Origin of the sequence: Massilia agrisoli, assembly GCF_020831365.1 — a bacterium.
In the GTDB taxonomy this organism is placed as follows: Bacteria; Pseudomonadota; Gammaproteobacteria; order Burkholderiales; family Burkholderiaceae_D; genus Telluria_A; species Telluria_A agrisoli.
The window spans coordinates 343,390-359,548 of sequence record NZ_JAJHPV010000014.1 but is presented as its reverse complement, the minus strand read 5'-3'; the positions used below and the strand labels follow the sequence as shown (position 1 = coordinate 359,548).

At 64.2% G+C, this 16,159-nt stretch carries 12 protein-coding genes; 8 read left to right on the top strand and 4 right to left on the bottom strand.

The features are described 5' to 3' along the window. Positions 1-9: 9 nt before the first annotated feature. From LMJ30_RS15955 to LMJ30_RS15920, 8 genes are all read left to right on the top strand, one after another. A complete protein-coding gene (locus LMJ30_RS15955) occupies positions 10-444 on the top strand; it encodes a DUF4124 domain-containing protein (RefSeq protein ID WP_229433322.1) in 435 nt (144 codons plus the stop codon). Next, positions 432-2,981 carry an FtsX-like permease family protein gene (locus tag LMJ30_RS15950; protein WP_229433321.1) on the top strand — a complete coding sequence of 850 codons (2,550 nt, stop codon included), beginning with the start codon at positions 432-434 and terminating at the stop codon, positions 2,979-2,981. Before LMJ30_RS15955 ends, LMJ30_RS15950 begins: the two co-directional genes overlap by 13 nt. After that, a complete protein-coding gene (locus LMJ30_RS15945; protein ID WP_229433320.1) occupies positions 2,981-4,048 on the top strand; it encodes a lipocalin-like domain-containing protein in 1,068 nt (355 codons plus the stop codon). Before LMJ30_RS15950 ends, LMJ30_RS15945 begins: the two co-directional genes overlap by 1 nt. 29 nt (positions 4,049-4,077) lie before the next feature. Continuing rightward, positions 4,078-5,898: an ABC transporter transmembrane domain-containing protein gene (locus tag LMJ30_RS15940; RefSeq protein ID WP_229433319.1), complete on the top strand. Its 1,821-nt coding sequence runs from the start codon at positions 4,078-4,080 to the stop codon at positions 5,896-5,898. A 375-nt stretch (positions 5,899-6,273) separates the two neighbouring features. Beyond that, positions 6,274-7,365: a threonine aldolase family protein gene (locus tag LMJ30_RS15935; RefSeq protein WP_229433318.1), complete on the top strand. Its 1,092-nt coding sequence runs from the start codon at positions 6,274-6,276 to the stop codon at positions 7,363-7,365. Positions 7,366-7,399: 34 nt separating this feature from the next. Beyond that, the gene (locus LMJ30_RS15930; protein WP_229433317.1) at positions 7,400-8,194 is read left to right on the top strand and encodes a thymidylate synthase; all 795 of its coding nucleotides are present in this window, start codon (positions 7,400-7,402) and stop codon (positions 8,192-8,194) included. 1 nt (position 8,195) lies between these two features. Next, a complete protein-coding gene (locus LMJ30_RS15925) occupies positions 8,196-8,678 on the top strand; it encodes a dihydrofolate reductase (protein ID WP_229433316.1) in 483 nt (160 codons plus the stop codon). Between the two features lie 185 nt (positions 8,679-8,863). After that, positions 8,864-11,122 (top strand): arginine/lysine/ornithine decarboxylase, encoded by a 2,259-nt coding sequence (locus LMJ30_RS15920; protein ID WP_229433315.1) that lies wholly within the window; start codon positions 8,864-8,866, stop codon positions 11,120-11,122. A 107-nt stretch (positions 11,123-11,229) separates the two neighbouring features. Here the strand turns inward: LMJ30_RS15920 and dcd are convergent, their stop codons facing one another. The 4 genes from dcd to LMJ30_RS15900 form a co-directional block, all read right to left on the bottom strand. Then, entirely contained in the window at positions 11,230-11,796 is a 567-nt protein-coding gene (dcd, locus tag LMJ30_RS15915; protein WP_229433314.1) for a dCTP deaminase, read from the bottom strand. Positions 11,797-11,848: 52 nt separating this feature from the next. After that, the gene (locus LMJ30_RS15910) at positions 11,849-12,661 is read right to left on the bottom strand and encodes an alpha/beta fold hydrolase (protein ID WP_229433313.1); all 813 of its coding nucleotides are present in this window, start codon (positions 12,659-12,661) and stop codon (positions 11,849-11,851) included. A 61-nt stretch (positions 12,662-12,722) separates the two neighbouring features. Then, a complete protein-coding gene (locus LMJ30_RS15905; RefSeq protein WP_229433312.1) occupies positions 12,723-15,080 on the bottom strand; it encodes a DNA internalization-related competence protein ComEC/Rec2 in 2,358 nt (785 codons plus the stop codon). Between the two features lie 290 nt (positions 15,081-15,370). Then, positions 15,371-16,159, bottom strand: coding sequence for a TatD family hydrolase (locus LMJ30_RS15900; protein ID WP_229433311.1), 789 nt, complete (start codon positions 16,157-16,159; stop codon positions 15,371-15,373).

Below are 16,159 nucleotides of genomic sequence, written 5' to 3'. Positions count from 1 at the left end.
GGAGCGGTCATGGTGCGTACGATGGTGGTCCTGGCAAGCCTAGTGCTGTGCGCCGCGGCGAAGGCGCAAACCGTCTACAAATGCAGCAGCAAGGGCAAGGTCACCTATGGCGGGCAGCCTTGCGACGCAGGCGTCCAGGCCACGCTCGACGTGCCGCCGCCGCCGCCGCCCGACCCCGAACTGAAGGAACGCCTGGCGCGCCAGAAGGCGCTGGCCGAGTCGTTCGACAAGGAGCGGCGCGTGGCCGCCGCACAAGCGGCGAAGGCCGCGCGCCCTGCCGCCGCCGCGCGCGTCTCGCCGCAGCAGGCGCGCTGCGAGAAGCTGCGCCTGCAGCTGAAGTGGGCCGAGGAAGACCTGCGCAAAGCCGCCGGTCCCGGCACCGAAGCGCTGCGGCTCAAGGCGCAACGCCAGGCCGAAGCGATGGCTGTTGAATGCCAGCGTTAGGCGCCCTGTCACGCTGGCTGCTGGTTGGCGAATGGCGCGCCCATCCGCTGCGCGCGATCATCGCGATCATCGCCATCGCGGTCGGCGTGGCGATGGGATTTGCCGTCCACCTGATCAACGCCGCCGCGTTCAATGAATTTTCCGCCGCCGTCAAAAGCATCGCTGGCCAGGCCGACGTCCAGGTCAGCGGGCGCGAAGCGTGGTTCGACGAGTCGGTCTACCCGCGGCTCGCTGCCCACCCGGACGTCGCGGTCGCCTCGCCGGTACTTGAATTCCAGGCCGGCGCTTCCGGCAAGGAGGGACCGCTCAGGGTGATTGGCATCGACATCTTCCGCGCGGTGCAGGTCACGCCAGGCCTGATTGGCGCCGCCGAAAGCGGAAAGCTGATGGATACGCTGGCCGACGACGCGCTCTTCCTCTCTCCTGCCGCGCGCGAATGGCTAGCCGTGAAGGCTGGTTCGACGGTGCCGCTGCGCGCCGGCACGTCATCGATCACGCTGCGCTTCGCAGGCGGCATGCTGCAGGCGCCCCCGGGCCAGCGCATCGGCGTCATGGACATTGGCGCGGCCCAGTGGCGCTTCAATAAGCTCGGCCAGTTGTCGCGGGTCGACCTGAAGCTGCGCAATGGCGTCAGCCGCGACGCCTTCGAACGCGAGCTGGCGCGCGATCTTGAGCGCGACTTCCCGGGCCGTTTCCTGGTCGGGCAGCCAGGCGACGATGAACAGGAAAGCCGCACCAACAGCATGAGCCGCGCGTACCGTGTCAACCTGACCGTGCTGGCGCTGGTGGCGCTGTTCACCGGCGCCTTCCTGGTGTTCTCGACCCAGGCGCTGGCAGTCATCCGCCGCCGCGGCCAGTTTGCGCTGTTGCGGGTGCTCGGACTGGAGCGCCGCGAACTGCTGCGCCAGGTGCTGATCGAGGGTGCCAGCCTAGGCGTCATCGGCGCGCTGCTCGGCATCGTCGGCGGTTACGCGCTGGCCGCAGCGGCGCTGCACTTCTTTGGCGGCGACCTTGGCGCCGGCTACTTCGCGGGCGTCAATCCCGAAGTGCAGTTCACGCCGGTGGCCGCCGCCGTGTTCTTCGCGCTGGGGTTTGGCGTGGCGCTGCTAGGCTGCCTGGCGCCGGCATGGGAGGCGGCGCGCGCCGCGCCCGCGGCGGCGCTCAAGTCCGGCGCCGATGAAACGGCGCTGTCGCGGCTGGACCGCATCTGGCCCTCGCTGCTGTGCATCGCGCTGGCGGCGGCCCTGTCGCAAGCGCCGCCGCTGTTCGAACTGCCGATCCTCGGCTACCTGTCGATTGCCCTGCTGCTGGTGGGCGGCATCGGCCTGATGCCGCGCCTGGCGCGCAGCCTGTTCGGCGCGGCCAGCCGGCGCTACCAGCGCAATAGCGCGGCCGCGCCGGTTCCGGCGCTCGCCCTCGCACGGCTTGGCAACGCCTCCGGCCAGGCCGCCATCGCCCTGGGTGGGGTGCTGGCCAGCTTCAGCCTGATGGTCGCGATGGCGATCATGGTCTCGAGTTTCCGCGTGTCGCTCGATGAATGGCTGGTGCAGCTGCTACCGGCCAACCTGTACGTGCAAGTCGGATCCAGCAACGGCGCCGGCACGCTGGGCCTGTCCGAACAGGCAGCCATCCGGTCCGTGCCCGGCATTTCCCGCATCGAGTTCCAGCGTACGCGCCAGGTATTGCTCGACCCTGCCCGCCCGCCGGTGCGGCTGATGGCGCGGCCGATCGACCCGGTCGAACCTGGCAAGACCATGGTCATGACAGGGCTGTCGCTGCCCGTTCCGCAGGGCGCGATGCCGGTCTGGGTGTCGGAAGCGATGCTCGACCTGTACCGGGTCAAGGCAGGCGGCACGCTCGCGCTCCCGGTTGGCGGGCGCATGCACGACTTTTTTGTCGCCGGCGTGTGGCGTGATTATTCAAGCCAGGCCGGCGCCGTACAAATGCAGCTTGCCGATTACCGGGCGCTGACCCAGGACACCAGCGTCAACGCCTTCGCAATCTGGACGGCGCAAGGGGTGCCCGCCGCACGCATCGAGGAGCAGGTCCGCGCGCTGCCGTTCGGCCCTTCGCTCGACTATGCGCAGCCCGAAGACATCCGGCTCATGAGCCTGACGATCTTCGACCGCAGCTTTGCCGTTACCTACCTGCTGGAAGCCATCGCCATCGCCATCGGCCTGTCCGGCGTCGCCGCCACCTTTTCGGCGCAAACCCTGGCGCGGGCAAAGGAATTTGGCATGCTGCGCCACGTCGGCGTCACGCGCGCCCAGGTGCTGCGCATCCTGGCGCTGGAAGGCGGCGCGCTGACGGCGCTCGGCATCGCATGCGGTTTTTTACTGGGGCTCGTCATCAGCCTGATCCTCGTCTACGTGGTCAATCCCCAGTCATTCCACTGGTCGATGCAGCTTCATGTGCCCTGGCCGCTCATCACAATCGTCGCATCGGTGCTGCTGGCCGCATCGGTGCTCACGGCACTGGTGTCGGGCCGCTACGCGCTGTCCGGTGGCCCCATTCGCGCGGTCAGGGAGGACTGGTAATGCGCATTTTGTTAGCCCTGATACTGTTCGCGGCGCAGCTCTGCCATGCCGCACCGCCGGCATTCGCACCGGTCACCGCGGGCGCCAGGCTGGCGTTCCCTCATGATTTCGGCGCGCATCCGGATTTTCGTACCGAGTGGTGGTACGTCACTGGCTGGCTGAAAACGGCCGACGGCAAGCCGCTCGGCTTCCAGGTGACCTTCTTCCGCAGCCGCACCGAGCATGACCCGGCCAATCCCAGTGCGTTCGCGCCGAAGCAGCTGATCATCGCCCATGCGGCCGTATCCGACCCGTCGCTCGGCAAGCTACTCCACGACCAGCGCAGCGCGCGCGAGGGCTTCGGGCTGGCCTACGCCAAAACCGGCACCACCGACCTCAAACTCGACGACTGGCGCATGCGCCGCAACGGCGACGGCAGCTATACCGTCACCATCAAGGCCTCGCAAGTGGCGATGGACCTTCGCCTCGCGCCCACCCAGCCGGTGCTGCTGCAGGGCGCAGGCGGCTATTCGCGCAAAGGCGCCGACCCGCGCAACGCCAGCTACTACTACAGCGAACCGCAACTGAAAGTAAGCGGCACTGTGGCCCACGCCAAGGGCGGCGGAGGTAAGGTCGAAGGGACGGCATGGCTCGATCACGAGTGGTCCAGCGAAGCGCTCGACCCCGAAGCCAGCGGGTGGGACTGGATCGGCGCCAACCTCGACGACGGCTCGGCCCTGATGGCTTTCCAGATCAGGAGCAAGCAAGGTGGTAAACTATGGGGTCATGCGATGCTGCGCGACGCCTCCGGGAAGGTTACGCAGTATGCGCCGGATCAGGTCAGCTTCATTCCGCAGGCGCGGTGGAAATCGCCGCGCACCAATGCCGTGTACCCGGTGGCGACGACGATCGTCACGGGCGGCACGCGCTGGCAGGTAAAGCCGTTGCAGGAAGACCAGGAACTCGATTCACGGCAATCGACTGGCGCCATCTATTGGGAAGGCGCGGTGACGATCAGCCGCGACGGTGCCGCTGCGGGACGCGGATACCTCGAGATGACTGGCTACGACCGGCCGATGAAACTTTAAAAACAACAGAAAACGACAGCATTAACACGATGAGCAAGAGCACCACAAGCACCACCCAGCCCGATCCGCGCGCGGAAAAAGGCAGCCTCGCCGCGTTCAAGGGTCTGCTGCCCTTCCTTCGCCCATACCGCCGCCAGTTCATTTTGGCCGCCATCGCCCTGGTGTTCGCCGCGGGCGCCACGCTCGCCATTCCCTACGCGTTCAAGCAGATGATCGACCACGGGTTCGCACCCGCGACCGGCCAGCGCAATATCGAGAACGTCAACGATACCTTCCTCGCGCTGTTCGCCGTCGCCAGCGTGCTGGCGGTGGCTACGGCCGCGCGCTTCTACACCGTGTCGTGGCTGGGCGAGCGGGTTACCGCCGACATCCGCAGCGCCGTCTACCGCCACGTTGTCACGCAGAGCCCCGAATTTTTCGAGACCACCCAGACTGGCGAAGTCCTGTCGCGCATCACCACCGACACCACCCTGATCCAGGCGGTGGTGGGCACCAGCATCTCTGTCGCCCTGCGCAACATGCTGCTGTTCCTGGGCGGCCTGGTGATGCTGTTTGTGACCAGCGTGAAGCTGTCGTCCATCATTCTCGGCCTGCTGGTGCTGGTGGTCGTGCCCATCGTGCTGTTCGGCCGCCGCGTACGCACGCTGTCGCGCGCCTCGCAGGACCGTATCGCGGATGCCTCGGCGATGGCAGGCGAAATCCTCAACGCCATGCCGACGGTCCAGTCGTTCACGCACGAGAACATCGAATCGGCGCGCTTCGGCAAATCGGTCGAAGGCGCGTTTTCCACCGCAATGAAACGCATCCGCGCCCGTTCGCTGCTGACGATGATCGCCATCGTACTGGTGTTCGGCACCATCGTCTTCGTGCTGTGGCTTGGCGCGCATGCGGTGCTCGAAGGGGCGATGACGGGCGGCGACCTCGGCCAGTTCATCCTGTACGCCTCCATCGTGGCCGGCTCGATCGGCGCGCTGTCCGAAGTGATGGGCGAAGCCCAGCGCGCCGCTGGCGCCACCGAGCGCCTGCTCGAGCTGCTGTCGGTGAAGTCGCCGATCCAGAACCCGCCGAAACCGGTGGCGCTGCCTGCGCGCACCGCCAACGGCGCCGCGCTGTCCCTCAACGACGTCACCTTCTCCTACCCATCGCGCCCTGAAACGGCGGCGCTGGCGCACCTGACGCTGCAGATCAAACCAGGTGAAACGGTGGCAGTAGTCGGCCCATCCGGTGCCGGCAAGACCACGCTGTTCCAGCTGTTCCTGCGCTTCTACGACCCGCAGGCTGGCTCGATCACGCTTGACGGTGTCGATATCCGCCAGCTTGATTTGCACGCGCTGCGTGACGCGATTGGCATCGTCCCGCAGGACACGGTGATCTTCTCGGCCGACGCGATGGAAAACATCCGCTACGGCCGTGCGGGTGCGACGGACGACGAAGTGATTGCGGCCGCGAAGATGGCGGCGGCCCACGAATTCATCGAGCGCCTGCCGCAGGGTTACAAGTCCTTCCTCGGCGAGCGCGGCGTGCGGCTGTCGGGCGGCCAGCGTCAGCGCATCGCAATTGCGCGCGCGCTGCTGAAGAATCCCCCGCTGCTGCTGCTCGACGAAGCGACCAGCGCCCTCGACGCCGAATCCGAACGCCTGGTGCAAAGCGCGCTGGAAGCGGCGATGGTTGGCCGCACGACGGTGATCATCGCGCACCGCCTCGCGACGGTGCAGCGCGCCGACCGCATCATCGTCATGGAAGACGGCAAGATCGTCGAAACTGGCACGCACGCCTCGCTGGTCGCGCTCGGCGGCGTCTACGCCAACCTGGCCGCCTTACAATTTCACAGCGTACACGTAACCCATTAATTTCCAAAATCGGGGTCAGACCACCGATTTTTTGAAAGATTTCCCGTTGGCGGTGGTCTGACCCCGATTTTGGCAATGTTGCTCCAGTTCGGGGTCCGTCCCCGGGGACAGAGCCCGATTGTCCAAGAGGATTTTGCGTGACCGATACTGAATTGTTGAAAATTTCCAAAACCGGGGTCAGACCACCGATTTTTTGAAAGATTTCCCGTTGGCGGTGGTCTGACCCCGATTTTGGCAATGTCCCGTTGGCGGTGGTCTGACCCCGATTTTGGCAATGTTCCGTTGGCGGTGGTCTGACCCCGATTTTGGCAATGTTGCTCCAGTTCGGGGTCCGTCCCCCCGGGGACAGACTCCGATTTTCCTAGAGGATTTTGCGTGACCGATGCTGAATTGTTGAAACAATGTCATACGGTATTGCCGGGGCACCGCGCGCGAACGCCTGCGGAGATGTTTTCGGCGATGGCCGCCTGGTGCGAGGCTAACGATGTCGCGCACGATGTGTATGGCAGCGGCGAACTGATCCAGCAGTTCGAGCAGAAGGTCGCCAGCCTGCTTGGCTTTGAGGCGGCGGTGTTCTGCATCAGCGGGACCATGGCCCAGGTCACCGCACTGCGCCTGGCTTGCGAGGATCGCGCCAGCCGCCTGGTTGCCTTGCATCCGACCTCGCATATCTTTGTCCACGAAAAATCCAACTACCAGCTGCTCGGGCATTTCGATGCGCTCCATGTGGGCGACCGTCACCGGCCCTTTACCGCCGCGGACCTCGCCACGATTCCCGACCGGCTCGGCGCCGTCGGCCTTGAACTGCCGATGCGCGAAATCGGCGGACAGGCGCCGTCATGGGACGAGCTGGAGGCGATCAAGGCCCACTGCCGCAACCGCAACGTCCACCTGCACATGGACGGCGCCCGCCTGTGGGAGGCCGCTGCCGGCTACAACCGGCCGGCACAGGAGATCGCGGCGGGTTTCGATTCGTGCTACGTCTCCCTGTATAAAGGCATCGGCGGCCTCGGTGGCGCCATGCTCGCCGGTAGCGCGAGCTTTGTCGCGCGCGCGGCGGAGTGGTTCCGCCGCCAGGGCGGCAACGTGATCCACCGCTCGCCCTACGTCGTCGCCGCCGCGATGCAGTTCGAGCAGCGGCTGGCGCAGATGCCGCTGTACTTCCGCCGCACCGAGCGCCTGTACGAGACGCTGCGCGATTACCCCTCGATCAAGGTGAATCCGGCCTCGCCGCAGGCGAACATGCTTCACCTGCACCTGCCGGTGTCGCGCGAGCGCGCGCTGGCAATCCGCAACGACATCGCGCGCGACCACAAGGTTTGGCTGTTCGGCCGCGCCGCCCATGGCGCCCTGCCTGGCACCAGCGTCGTCGAGCTCTATGTGGGCGACAACCTGACTGGCATGCCCGACCATGCGGTCCGCACGGCCCTGGACTTGCTGTGCGCCGCCATCGAAAAGACCGCCTGAGTTACAATCACGCCTTCACCATAAGAGCCCCTCGATGCGCCAATACCTTGATTTCATGCGCCATGTCCGCGACCATGGCACCGAGAAGACCGACCGCACCGGCACCGGCACGCGTTCAGTCTTCGGCCACCAGATGCGCTTCAATCTGCAGGAGGGTTTCCCCCTGCTGACGACCAAGAAGGTGCACCTCAAATCCATCATCCATGAACTGATCTGGTTCCTTGCCGGTTCGACCAATATCGCCTACCTGAAGGAAAACGGCGTCTCGATCTGGGACGAGTGGGCAGACGCGGAAGGCAACCTGGGCCCCATCTACGGTTACCAGTGGCGCAACTGGCCGGCACCCGACGGCGGCCACATCGACCAGATCTCGCAGGTGCTCGACCAGATCAGGAACAACCCGGACTCGCGCCGCATGATGGTCTCGGCCTGGAACGTGGCCGACATCCCGCAGATGAAGCTGCCGCCTTGCCACGCCTTGTTCCAGTTCTATGTCGCCGACGGCAAGCTGTCGTGCCAGCTGTACCAGCGCAGCGCCGACATCTTCCTCGGCGTGCCGTTCAATATCGCGTCCTACGCGCTGCTGACCCACATGATGGCGCAGCAGGCGGGCCTCGAGGTCGGCGACTTCGTCTGGACCGGCGGCGACTGCCACCTTTACGCGAACCACATGGAGCAGGTCGACCTGCAGCTCTCGCGCACCCCTGGCCCGCTGCCGCAGCTGGTCATCAAGCGCAAGCCTGATTCGCTGTTCGACTACAAATTCGAGGACTTCGAAGTCACCGGCTACGAGCCGCAAGCGGCGATCAAAGCGCCAGTGGCGGTGTAACATGACCCAGCTGACCATCGTCGTCGCCATCGACGCCAAACGCGGCATCGGCGTCAATAACACCCTGCCCTGGCACCTGCCCGAGGACCTCGCGCACTTCAAGCGCGTGACCCTCGGCCATCCGATCATCATGGGCCGCAAGACCTTCGATTCGATCGGACGCCCGCTGCCCGGCCGCCGCAACATCGTCGTCACGCGCAATCCCGACTGGCGCCATGAAGGCGTGGAAGCCGTCACGTCGCTGCCCGCGGCCATCGCCATCGTTGGCGACGAGCCGGCGTCCATCATCGGCGGCGCGCAGATCTTCAACGAGTCGCTGCCGCTGGCCGACCGCATGATCGTCACCGAGATCGAGCACACCTTCGAGTGCGACACCTTCTTCCCGGAGCTCGCCCCGGGCGCGTGGCGGGAAACGGCGCGGGTAACCCAGCATTCGGACGCCAACGGTTTCGATTTTTCCTACGTGACGTACGAGCGGAATTGAGCGTTTTATTTACAGATTTGCAAGAGTGCGCCAAACCCGGCAAGTAGTGGTTACTCTTACAAAAGTTTTTCACCGGATTGCGGACATTTCTGCGAAAATCCGCTTCTTATTTTTTTCGGTGCCGTGAGCGACGTCCTGCATTTTGCCAGTGACAGCCCTCGCGGCGCTTCGCTTTGGAGCTGTCCATGAAATTTCGTTTCCCAATCGTCATTATCGACGAGGATTTTCGTTCCGAGAACACATCCGGCCTCGGCATTCGCGCACTCGCGGCCGCGATGGAAAAGGAAGGCATGGAAGTGCTTGGCCTGACCAGCTACGGCGACCTGTCGCAGTTCGCGCAGCAGCAGTCGCGCGCGTCGGCCTTCGTGCTGTCGATCGACGATGAGGAATTTGGCGAGGGCTCGATTGAAGAGACCAACTTCGCCCTGACCGCCCTGCGCGCCTTCGTGCAGGAGATCCGCCACAAGAATGCGGACATCCCTATCTACATCTACGGCGAAACGCGCACCTCGCGCCACATCCCGAACGACGTGCTCAAGGAGCTGCACGGCTTCATCCACATGTTCGAGGACACGCCGGAGTTCGTGGCACGCCACATCATCCGCGAAGCGAAGTCCTACCTGGACGGCCTCGCCCCGCCGTTCTTCCGCGCGCTGGTCAACTACGCCAACGACGGTTCGTATTCCTGGCACTGCCCTGGCCACTCGGGCGGCGTGGCCTTCCTGAAGTCGCCGATCGGCCAGATGTTCCACCAGTTCTTCGGCGAGAACATGCTGCGCGCCGACGTCTGCAACGCGGTCGAAGAACTGGGCCAGCTGCTCGACCACACCGGCCCGGTCGCCAAGTCCGAGCGCAATGCGGCGCGCATCTTCAACGCCGACCACTGCTACTTCGTCACCAACGGCACCTCGACTTCGAACAAGATGGTCTGGCACTCGACCGTCGCGCCTGGCGACATCGTGGTCGTCGACCGCAACTGCCACAAGTCGATCCTCCACTCGATCATCATGTGCGGCGCGATCCCTGTGTTCCTGATGCCGACCCGGAACCACCTCGGCATCATCGGCCCGATCCCGCTCGAAGAGTTCACGCCTGAATCGATCGCCCGCAAGATCGAGGCCAACCCGTTCGCGCGCGAGGCCGTCAACAAGAAGCCGCGCATCCTGACCATCACCCAGTCGACCTACGACGGCGTGGTATACAACGTCGAGACCCTGCGCGAGATGTTGGACGGTAAGATCGACACCCTGCACTTCGACGAAGCGTGGCTGCCGCATGCGACCTTCCACGACTTCTACAAGAACATGCACGCAATCGGCAAGGACCGTCCGCGCGCCAAGGAGTCGATGATCTTCTCGACCCAGTCGACCCACAAGCTGCTCGCCGGCCTGTCGCAGGCGTCGCAAGTGCTGGTGCGCGAATCTGAATCGGTCAAGCTGGACCAGGACGCGTTCAACGAGGCCTACCTGATGCACACCTCGACCTCGCCGCAGTATTCGATCATCGCCTCGTGCGACGTCGCCGCTGCGATGATGGAAGCGCCAGGCGGCACCGCGCTGGTGGAAGAGTCGATCTTCGAAGCGCTGGACTTCCGCCGCGCGATGAAGAAGGTCGACGCCGAATTCGGCAACGACTGGTGGTTCAAGGTCTGGGGCCCGGACACCTTCTGCGAAGAAGGCATCGGCACCCAGGACGACTGGATGATCCGCGCCGAAGACACCTGGCACGGCTTCGGCAAGCTGGCGCCGGGCTTCAATATGCTCGACCCGATCAAGGCGACCGTGGTCACGCCTGGCCTGTCGCTGGACGGCCAGTTCGGCGACTCCGGCATTCCTGCGTCGATCGTGACCAAGTACCTCGCCGAGCACGGCGTCATCATCGAGAAGTGCGGCCTATACTCGTTCTTCATCATGTTCACAATCGGTATCACCAAGGGCCGCTGGAACACGCTGGTCACTGCGCTGCAGCAGTTCAAGGACGACTACGACAAGAACCAGCCGATGTGGCGCATCCTGCCGGAGTTTGCGGCAGCGAACCCGCGCTACGAATCCTGGGGCCTGCGCGACCTGTGCCAGTCGATCCACGACTTCTACAAGAACTATGACGTGGCGCGCCTGACCACCGAGATGTACCTGTCGGACATGGTCCCTGCGATGAAGCCGTCGGACGCGTTTGCCAAGATGGCGCACCGCGAAATCGAGCGCGTGTCCATCGAGGAGCTGGAAGGCCGCATTACGGCGATCCTGCTGACGCCTTACCCGCCGGGCATTCCGCTGCTGATCCCGGGCGAGCGCTTCAACAAGACCATCGTCGACTACCTGCGCTTCGCACGCGACTTCAACGAGCGCTTCCCGGGCTTCGAGACCGACGTGCACGGCCTGGTCAAGCGCGAAGTGGACGGCAAGATGGGCTACTTCGTCGACTGCGTGAAGCAGGACGCATAAAAGCGGCGGCCGGTTGCACGCAACCGTAGGGCGGATAAGCGCGCAGCGCGCATCCGCCGAACTCGCCCGCTGCAGGCAAAAAAAAGGAACCTCGCGGTTCCTTTTTTTTACGCCTTTGGCAGCGTCACGCCATGCTGGCCCTGGTACTTCCCGCCGCGGTCCTTGTACGAGGTTTCGCACACTTCATCGCTTTCGAAGAACAGAACCTGCGCGCAGCCTTCGCCCGCGTAGATCTTTGCCGGCAGCGGCGTGGTGTTGGAGAACTCCAGCGTCACGTAGCCTTCCCACTCAGGCTCGAACGGCGTCACGTTGACGATAATGCCGCAGCGCGCGTAGGTCGATTTGCCGAGGCAGACGGTCAGCACATTGCGCGGGATGCGGAAGTATTCGATGGTACGCGCCAGCGCGAACGAATTTGGCGGAATGATGCAAACGTCGCTCTTGATGTCGACGAACGAATTCGAGTCGAAATTCTTCGGGTCGACGATGGTGCTGTTAATGTTGGTGAACACCTTGAATTCGTCGGCGCAGCGGATGTCGTAGCCGTACGAGGAGGTGCCGTAGGAGATGATGCGCCGCCCTTCTTCTTCACGCACCTGGTTAGGTGAGAACGGTTCGATCATGCCGGTGGATTCGGCCATGCGGCGGATCCATTTGTCGCTCTTGATAGTCATCGCTGGAGTCTTCGGGTAAAAAAGGAATCCAGCGATTTTACGCGAAAAAAATTCAGGCAGGTTGATCGGCCTGGCGCAGCAGCCGTTCGATCATGTCGCGGGTCAGTTTTGCGGTCAGTTCGGGCGACTCCATCGGGAACAGGTGTCCGCCCTCGATTTCGACGAAGTTATTCCCTACCAGCTGGCGCGTGGCGCCGCGCCCCGCCTGCCGCAGCTCGACCGAATTGGTCCCCGCGATAAAGCCGATCGGCACCGGGAAGCGCTTACCCGTTACGCTGCCCATGTGGTGCGGGAGCGCGTTGTAAATCTCTGTTTCGACCTCGCGAGAAAAACGCAGCTCGACGCCGCCGTCCGGATGGGGCTTCAGGCCATGCTCAAGATAGGCATCGAGCACGCCCGGGGCCCAGGCCGCAAACATATCCTTGGAGTTGAAGTGTTCGTAGGCGGCGGCCCGGTCTGGCCAGATGTTACGCCGCCGGCGCGAGAATTTTGCAGGCGAAAAGCGGTCGGCGTGGCCGAGCCACTTCACAATGCGCCACAGCCAGGCGCGCCAGCCAGCCACTACCGGCGAGTCCAGCATCACCACGCAGCGCACCAGCTCCGGGCGCTGCTTCGCCGCCATCATGCTTAGCATGCCGCCGAGCGAATGGCCGACCAGGATCGCTGGCTGTCCATAGCTTTCCAGCTGTTCGATCAGCTCGGCGACCAGTTCGGGCCAGCCGTCGGTGACAGGGTAGCGCGGGTCGTGGCCGTGCATGTCGACGCATCGGATATCGTAGTCGGCACGCAGGTAATCGAAGAAGCGGCTGTAGGCGCCAGCCGGGTAGCTGTTGCCGTGACTGAAGTGCAGCAGGGGTTTTGTCATGGCGTGAATTGTAATGCGATTGCCCAAACCCGGTTAGAAGGATTAATCTAGTAGCGGCGCTCTAGCGCATGTGCCAGTAGCGCGCGTGCTCGCGGCGGTACGCTGTCGCCGCGATGCGCTCGCCAAAGGTGAACCTTACCGCCCCGGTTTCATCGGTGCGCAGGCGGTCGATACCCATCTTTGCGTACCGCTCAATCACCTCTGTTTTCGGATGCCGGTACCGGTTGCGGTAACCGACCTGGAACAGCGCAATCCCGGGACTCACGCCCGCGAGGAAAGCGGGCGTTGACGACGTGCCGCTACCGTGGTGCGGCGCGAGCAGAACGTGCGATCGCAGGTGGCCGGCACTTCTCGCCAGGAGCTCTGCCTCCTGGGCCGCTTCAATGTCGCCAGCAAGCAGGATCGAATGCCTGCCCGATGTGATCCGCAAGGTGCAACTGCGTGCGTTTGCCTTGAGGCTGGTGTCGACGTAGCTTGCGGCCGTCGGATGCAGCATCTCGAAGCGAATCCCATCCCATGACCAGCTTTGGCCAGCGACGCAGCGCCGGTGTGACACCGCAGCCTTGACGATTGGATGATCATGCCAGAGCGACGACGCCACCCAGCCAGTTTTCACGGCGTCGAGGACGGCAAGGGCGCCTCCCGCGTGATCGACGTCGCTATGCGACACGATCACGGCATCGAGCCTTTCAATCCCGCGGGCCCGCAAGTACGGCAGGATGACCCGGTCGCCACCGTTCGATTCGCTCGAATACAGGGGACCGGTGTCGTAGAGCAGGCGATGGCTGGTGGTCTCCACCAGCAAAGCGGTCCCCTGCCCCACGTCGAATGCGGTGACGTGCATCTCGCCTTCAGGCGGGTATGCGGGGAGGTTGGCCAGGAGCGGCAGCCACCCGGCGGCGCCAATCCAGCGCACAGGCCAGCCGCGTGGGGCCAGCATCCACACGGTCCCCGCGAGCGCAAAGGCAAACATCCATGGATCGGGTACCGGCGCGCTCCATACCGCAAAGCGCATCTCCCCCATCCAGGCGAGAATCACTGCAAGCCCTTCCATCACCAGGTGGGCGGCGCCAAGCAGGATATTGGACAGCGGTATTGGCAGCAGGCTTCCGGCAAGTGACAGCGGTGTGACGATGAAGCTCACCAGCGGAATCGCCAGCGCGTTCGCGAGCGGGCTGACCAGCGACACTTGGGAGAATAGCAGCATCGTCAGCGGCACCAGGCCGATCGTCACCACGTACTGCGTGTGCGCTCCAGCGCGCAACGCGCCCGCCAGGCGGCTTCCGCGCGGCCTGGTACGGCCGCTACCCGCGTACAGGATGAATGCGACGGCGCCGAAGGACAGCCAGAAGCCGGGCGACAGGACGGCCCATGGATCAAGCAGCACAACCACGCCAAGGGCCGCACACAGCACATGCGAGACGTTGGTGATCCGTCCGGACCAGAGCGCGGCGGCGACGACGGCCAGCATGTACAGCGTGCGTTGCGCGGGTATGCCAAACCCGGCGAGCAGCACATACAGAAGCGCGACCCCGGCACCGGCCAGCGCGGCGACTTTCTGTGCGGGGATCAGCAAAGGCAGCTGCGCTTGCGTGAAGAAAGAACGGCGCCACAGGCTGGACGCGACGAACGCGAACAGTCCTGCGACCATGGTGATATGGAGTCCGGAGATCGATACGAGATGGCTGATGCCGGTTCGGTTGAACACCTTCCAGTCCGACTGCCCGATGGCGCGCTGGTCGCCGACGACGAGGGCAACGATCACGCCGGCATAGGGCTTGCCGTCGAGTGCGCGGCGGATTCGGTCGCGCAGCACGGCACGGCAATGCTGAACGAGGTTCGACAGGCTGAAGGCGAAGCTGTCCAGGCGCTTGTTCGTGCCGCTGTCGGCGCGCACGTATCCGGTTGCGCGTAAGCCCTGCTGCAGCAGCCAGGCCTCGTAATCGAAACCGTGAGGGTTGGCGTTGCCATGCGGGCGTTGCAGGCGCACCTTGAGCTGCCAGCGCTCGCCCGGCCGGACCGCCCCGACTTGCCGGGTTGCGCCGCGAAAGCCCGTGTACCACGCAAGCGCGACGCGCGGAGGTACTGGAAAGCGCGCGCCGCGCGCCTGTTCTACGGCGAAGTTAAAGCGTACACCCTGGTCGAATTCGTATGGAAGGCTGTCGATGGTGCCGATCACCGTGATATCGGCGCCTTCGTCAGCCCTATTCAGCTGTGGCGCCAGGGCCAGTGCAGCCAGCATCGCGGCCCAGCAATACCCCAGCAACGCGCCTGCCGCTGCGGCATGCAGCGCACCCCGCCAATACGACAACAGCACTGCAATCGCCGCAGCACCAGCCAGCGTCGTGCTCTCGGGCAGCGAGGGACGAGTCTGCAGCAGCGCTATGCCGAAAGCAAAACCAAGGATCGCACAACGCATAACAACTCGCTGGGGAGAAACATGGCAGTTTGCGGTGATTCCTGGATGCTGATTTGCGGCTAATCTAGGTATTGCGAGTTCATCGCCGGCCCGGACAAGAAACCGGCGAACTGATGCCTGGTTCGAAAATATATCCTGCTCAATTTATACTCGAAACCACCGTCGTTACCTTATTTGCCGCTCTACGTTTGTTCGACGCCGGCGCCGAGGGGCTCAAGTACCGCTATACCGGGCAGGCCACGGACATGGACCCGGGCTGATCGAAGGCCGCAAGGTGCATTGAATTTTCATTACCCTAGTCGGGGCAGCGCGGCGAGAGCGTTTGCAGTGGTCGCCGCCTTGACATCCACCAGCGGCATTCCCCGCAGCTCTCCAAGCACAGCCCCAATCGCTGGCAAATACTCAGGGCTGTTACGGGCGGGGTGAACCCACGCCGGCGAAATGTCCGGCGCATCGGTTTCCAACACAATCGATTCAATCGGCAGCGTTGCCGCGAGCCGTCGAATCTGCAGCGCGCGCGTGAAGGTCATCGCGCCGCCAAAGCCAAGCTTGAAGCCGAGGTCGACGAAGGCCTGCGCTTGCTGGAAGCTGCCGTTGAACGCATGGGCGATCCCCCCTGCCGGCCGCACCTGGCGCACATGCTTTAGCACCTGGTCTTGCGCACGGCGCACGTGCATCAGCACCGGCAAATCAAAGTCGCGCGCGACCCGCAGCTGCTCGCGGAAGAAGTATTCCTGTTTCTCCCGCATCGCGCTCTCGCATAGCATGGGGATGAAGTAATCGAGGCCGATTTCGCCGACCGCCACAAAGCGCGGGTCTGCCAGCGCGGCTTCCACGGCCTTGCGCATGGCGGCAAGGTCGTCCTCGCTCGCCTGGGGAACGTAGATAGGATGGATGCCGAGCGCATAGCTGGCGTTGGGGGCCTCGCTGGCCAGCCCGGCGACGACCTCGAAGTTATGGCGGTCGACAGCGGGGATGACGATCATCCCCACGCCGGCGTCCCCTGCCCGGCCAGCCACCGCCAAAGACTCGCCGCCAAATTCGTGCGCGTCCAGGTGGCAGTGGGTGTCGATCCACAT

What these genes read in the sequence shown, in the direction of transcription:
- LMJ30_RS15945 (WP_229433320.1), top strand. Translation starts at nt 2,981, where the DNA reads ATGCGCATTTTGTTAGCCCTGATACTGTTCGCGGCGCAGCTCTGCCAT.
- LMJ30_RS15940 (WP_229433319.1), top strand. Translation starts at nt 4,078, where the DNA reads ATGAGCAAGAGCACCACAAGCACCACCCAGCCCGATCCGCGCGCGGAA.
- dcd (WP_229433314.1), bottom strand. Translation starts at nt 11,796, where the DNA reads ATGACTATCAAGAGCGACAAATGGATCCGCCGCATGGCCGAATCCACC.
- LMJ30_RS15905 (WP_229433312.1), bottom strand. Translation starts at nt 15,080, where the DNA reads ATGCGTTGTGCGATCCTTGGTTTTGCTTTCGGCATAGCGCTGCTGCAG.
- LMJ30_RS15930 (WP_229433317.1), top strand. Translation starts at nt 7,400, where the DNA reads ATGCGCCAATACCTTGATTTCATGCGCCATGTCCGCGACCATGGCACC.
- LMJ30_RS15955 (WP_229433322.1), top strand. Translation starts at nt 10, where the DNA reads ATGGTGCGTACGATGGTGGTCCTGGCAAGCCTAGTGCTGTGCGCCGCG.
- LMJ30_RS15900 (WP_229433311.1), bottom strand. Translation starts at nt 16,159, where the DNA reads ATGTGGATCGACACCCACTGCCACCTGGACGCGCACGAATTTGGCGGC.
- LMJ30_RS15920 (WP_229433315.1), top strand. Translation starts at nt 8,864, where the DNA reads ATGAAATTTCGTTTCCCAATCGTCATTATCGACGAGGATTTTCGTTCC.
- LMJ30_RS15910 (WP_229433313.1), bottom strand. Translation starts at nt 12,661, where the DNA reads ATGACAAAACCCCTGCTGCACTTCAGTCACGGCAACAGCTACCCGGCT.
- LMJ30_RS15925 (WP_229433316.1), top strand. Translation starts at nt 8,196, where the DNA reads ATGACCCAGCTGACCATCGTCGTCGCCATCGACGCCAAACGCGGCATC.
- LMJ30_RS15950 (WP_229433321.1), top strand. Translation starts at nt 432, where the DNA reads ATGCCAGCGTTAGGCGCCCTGTCACGCTGGCTGCTGGTTGGCGAATGG.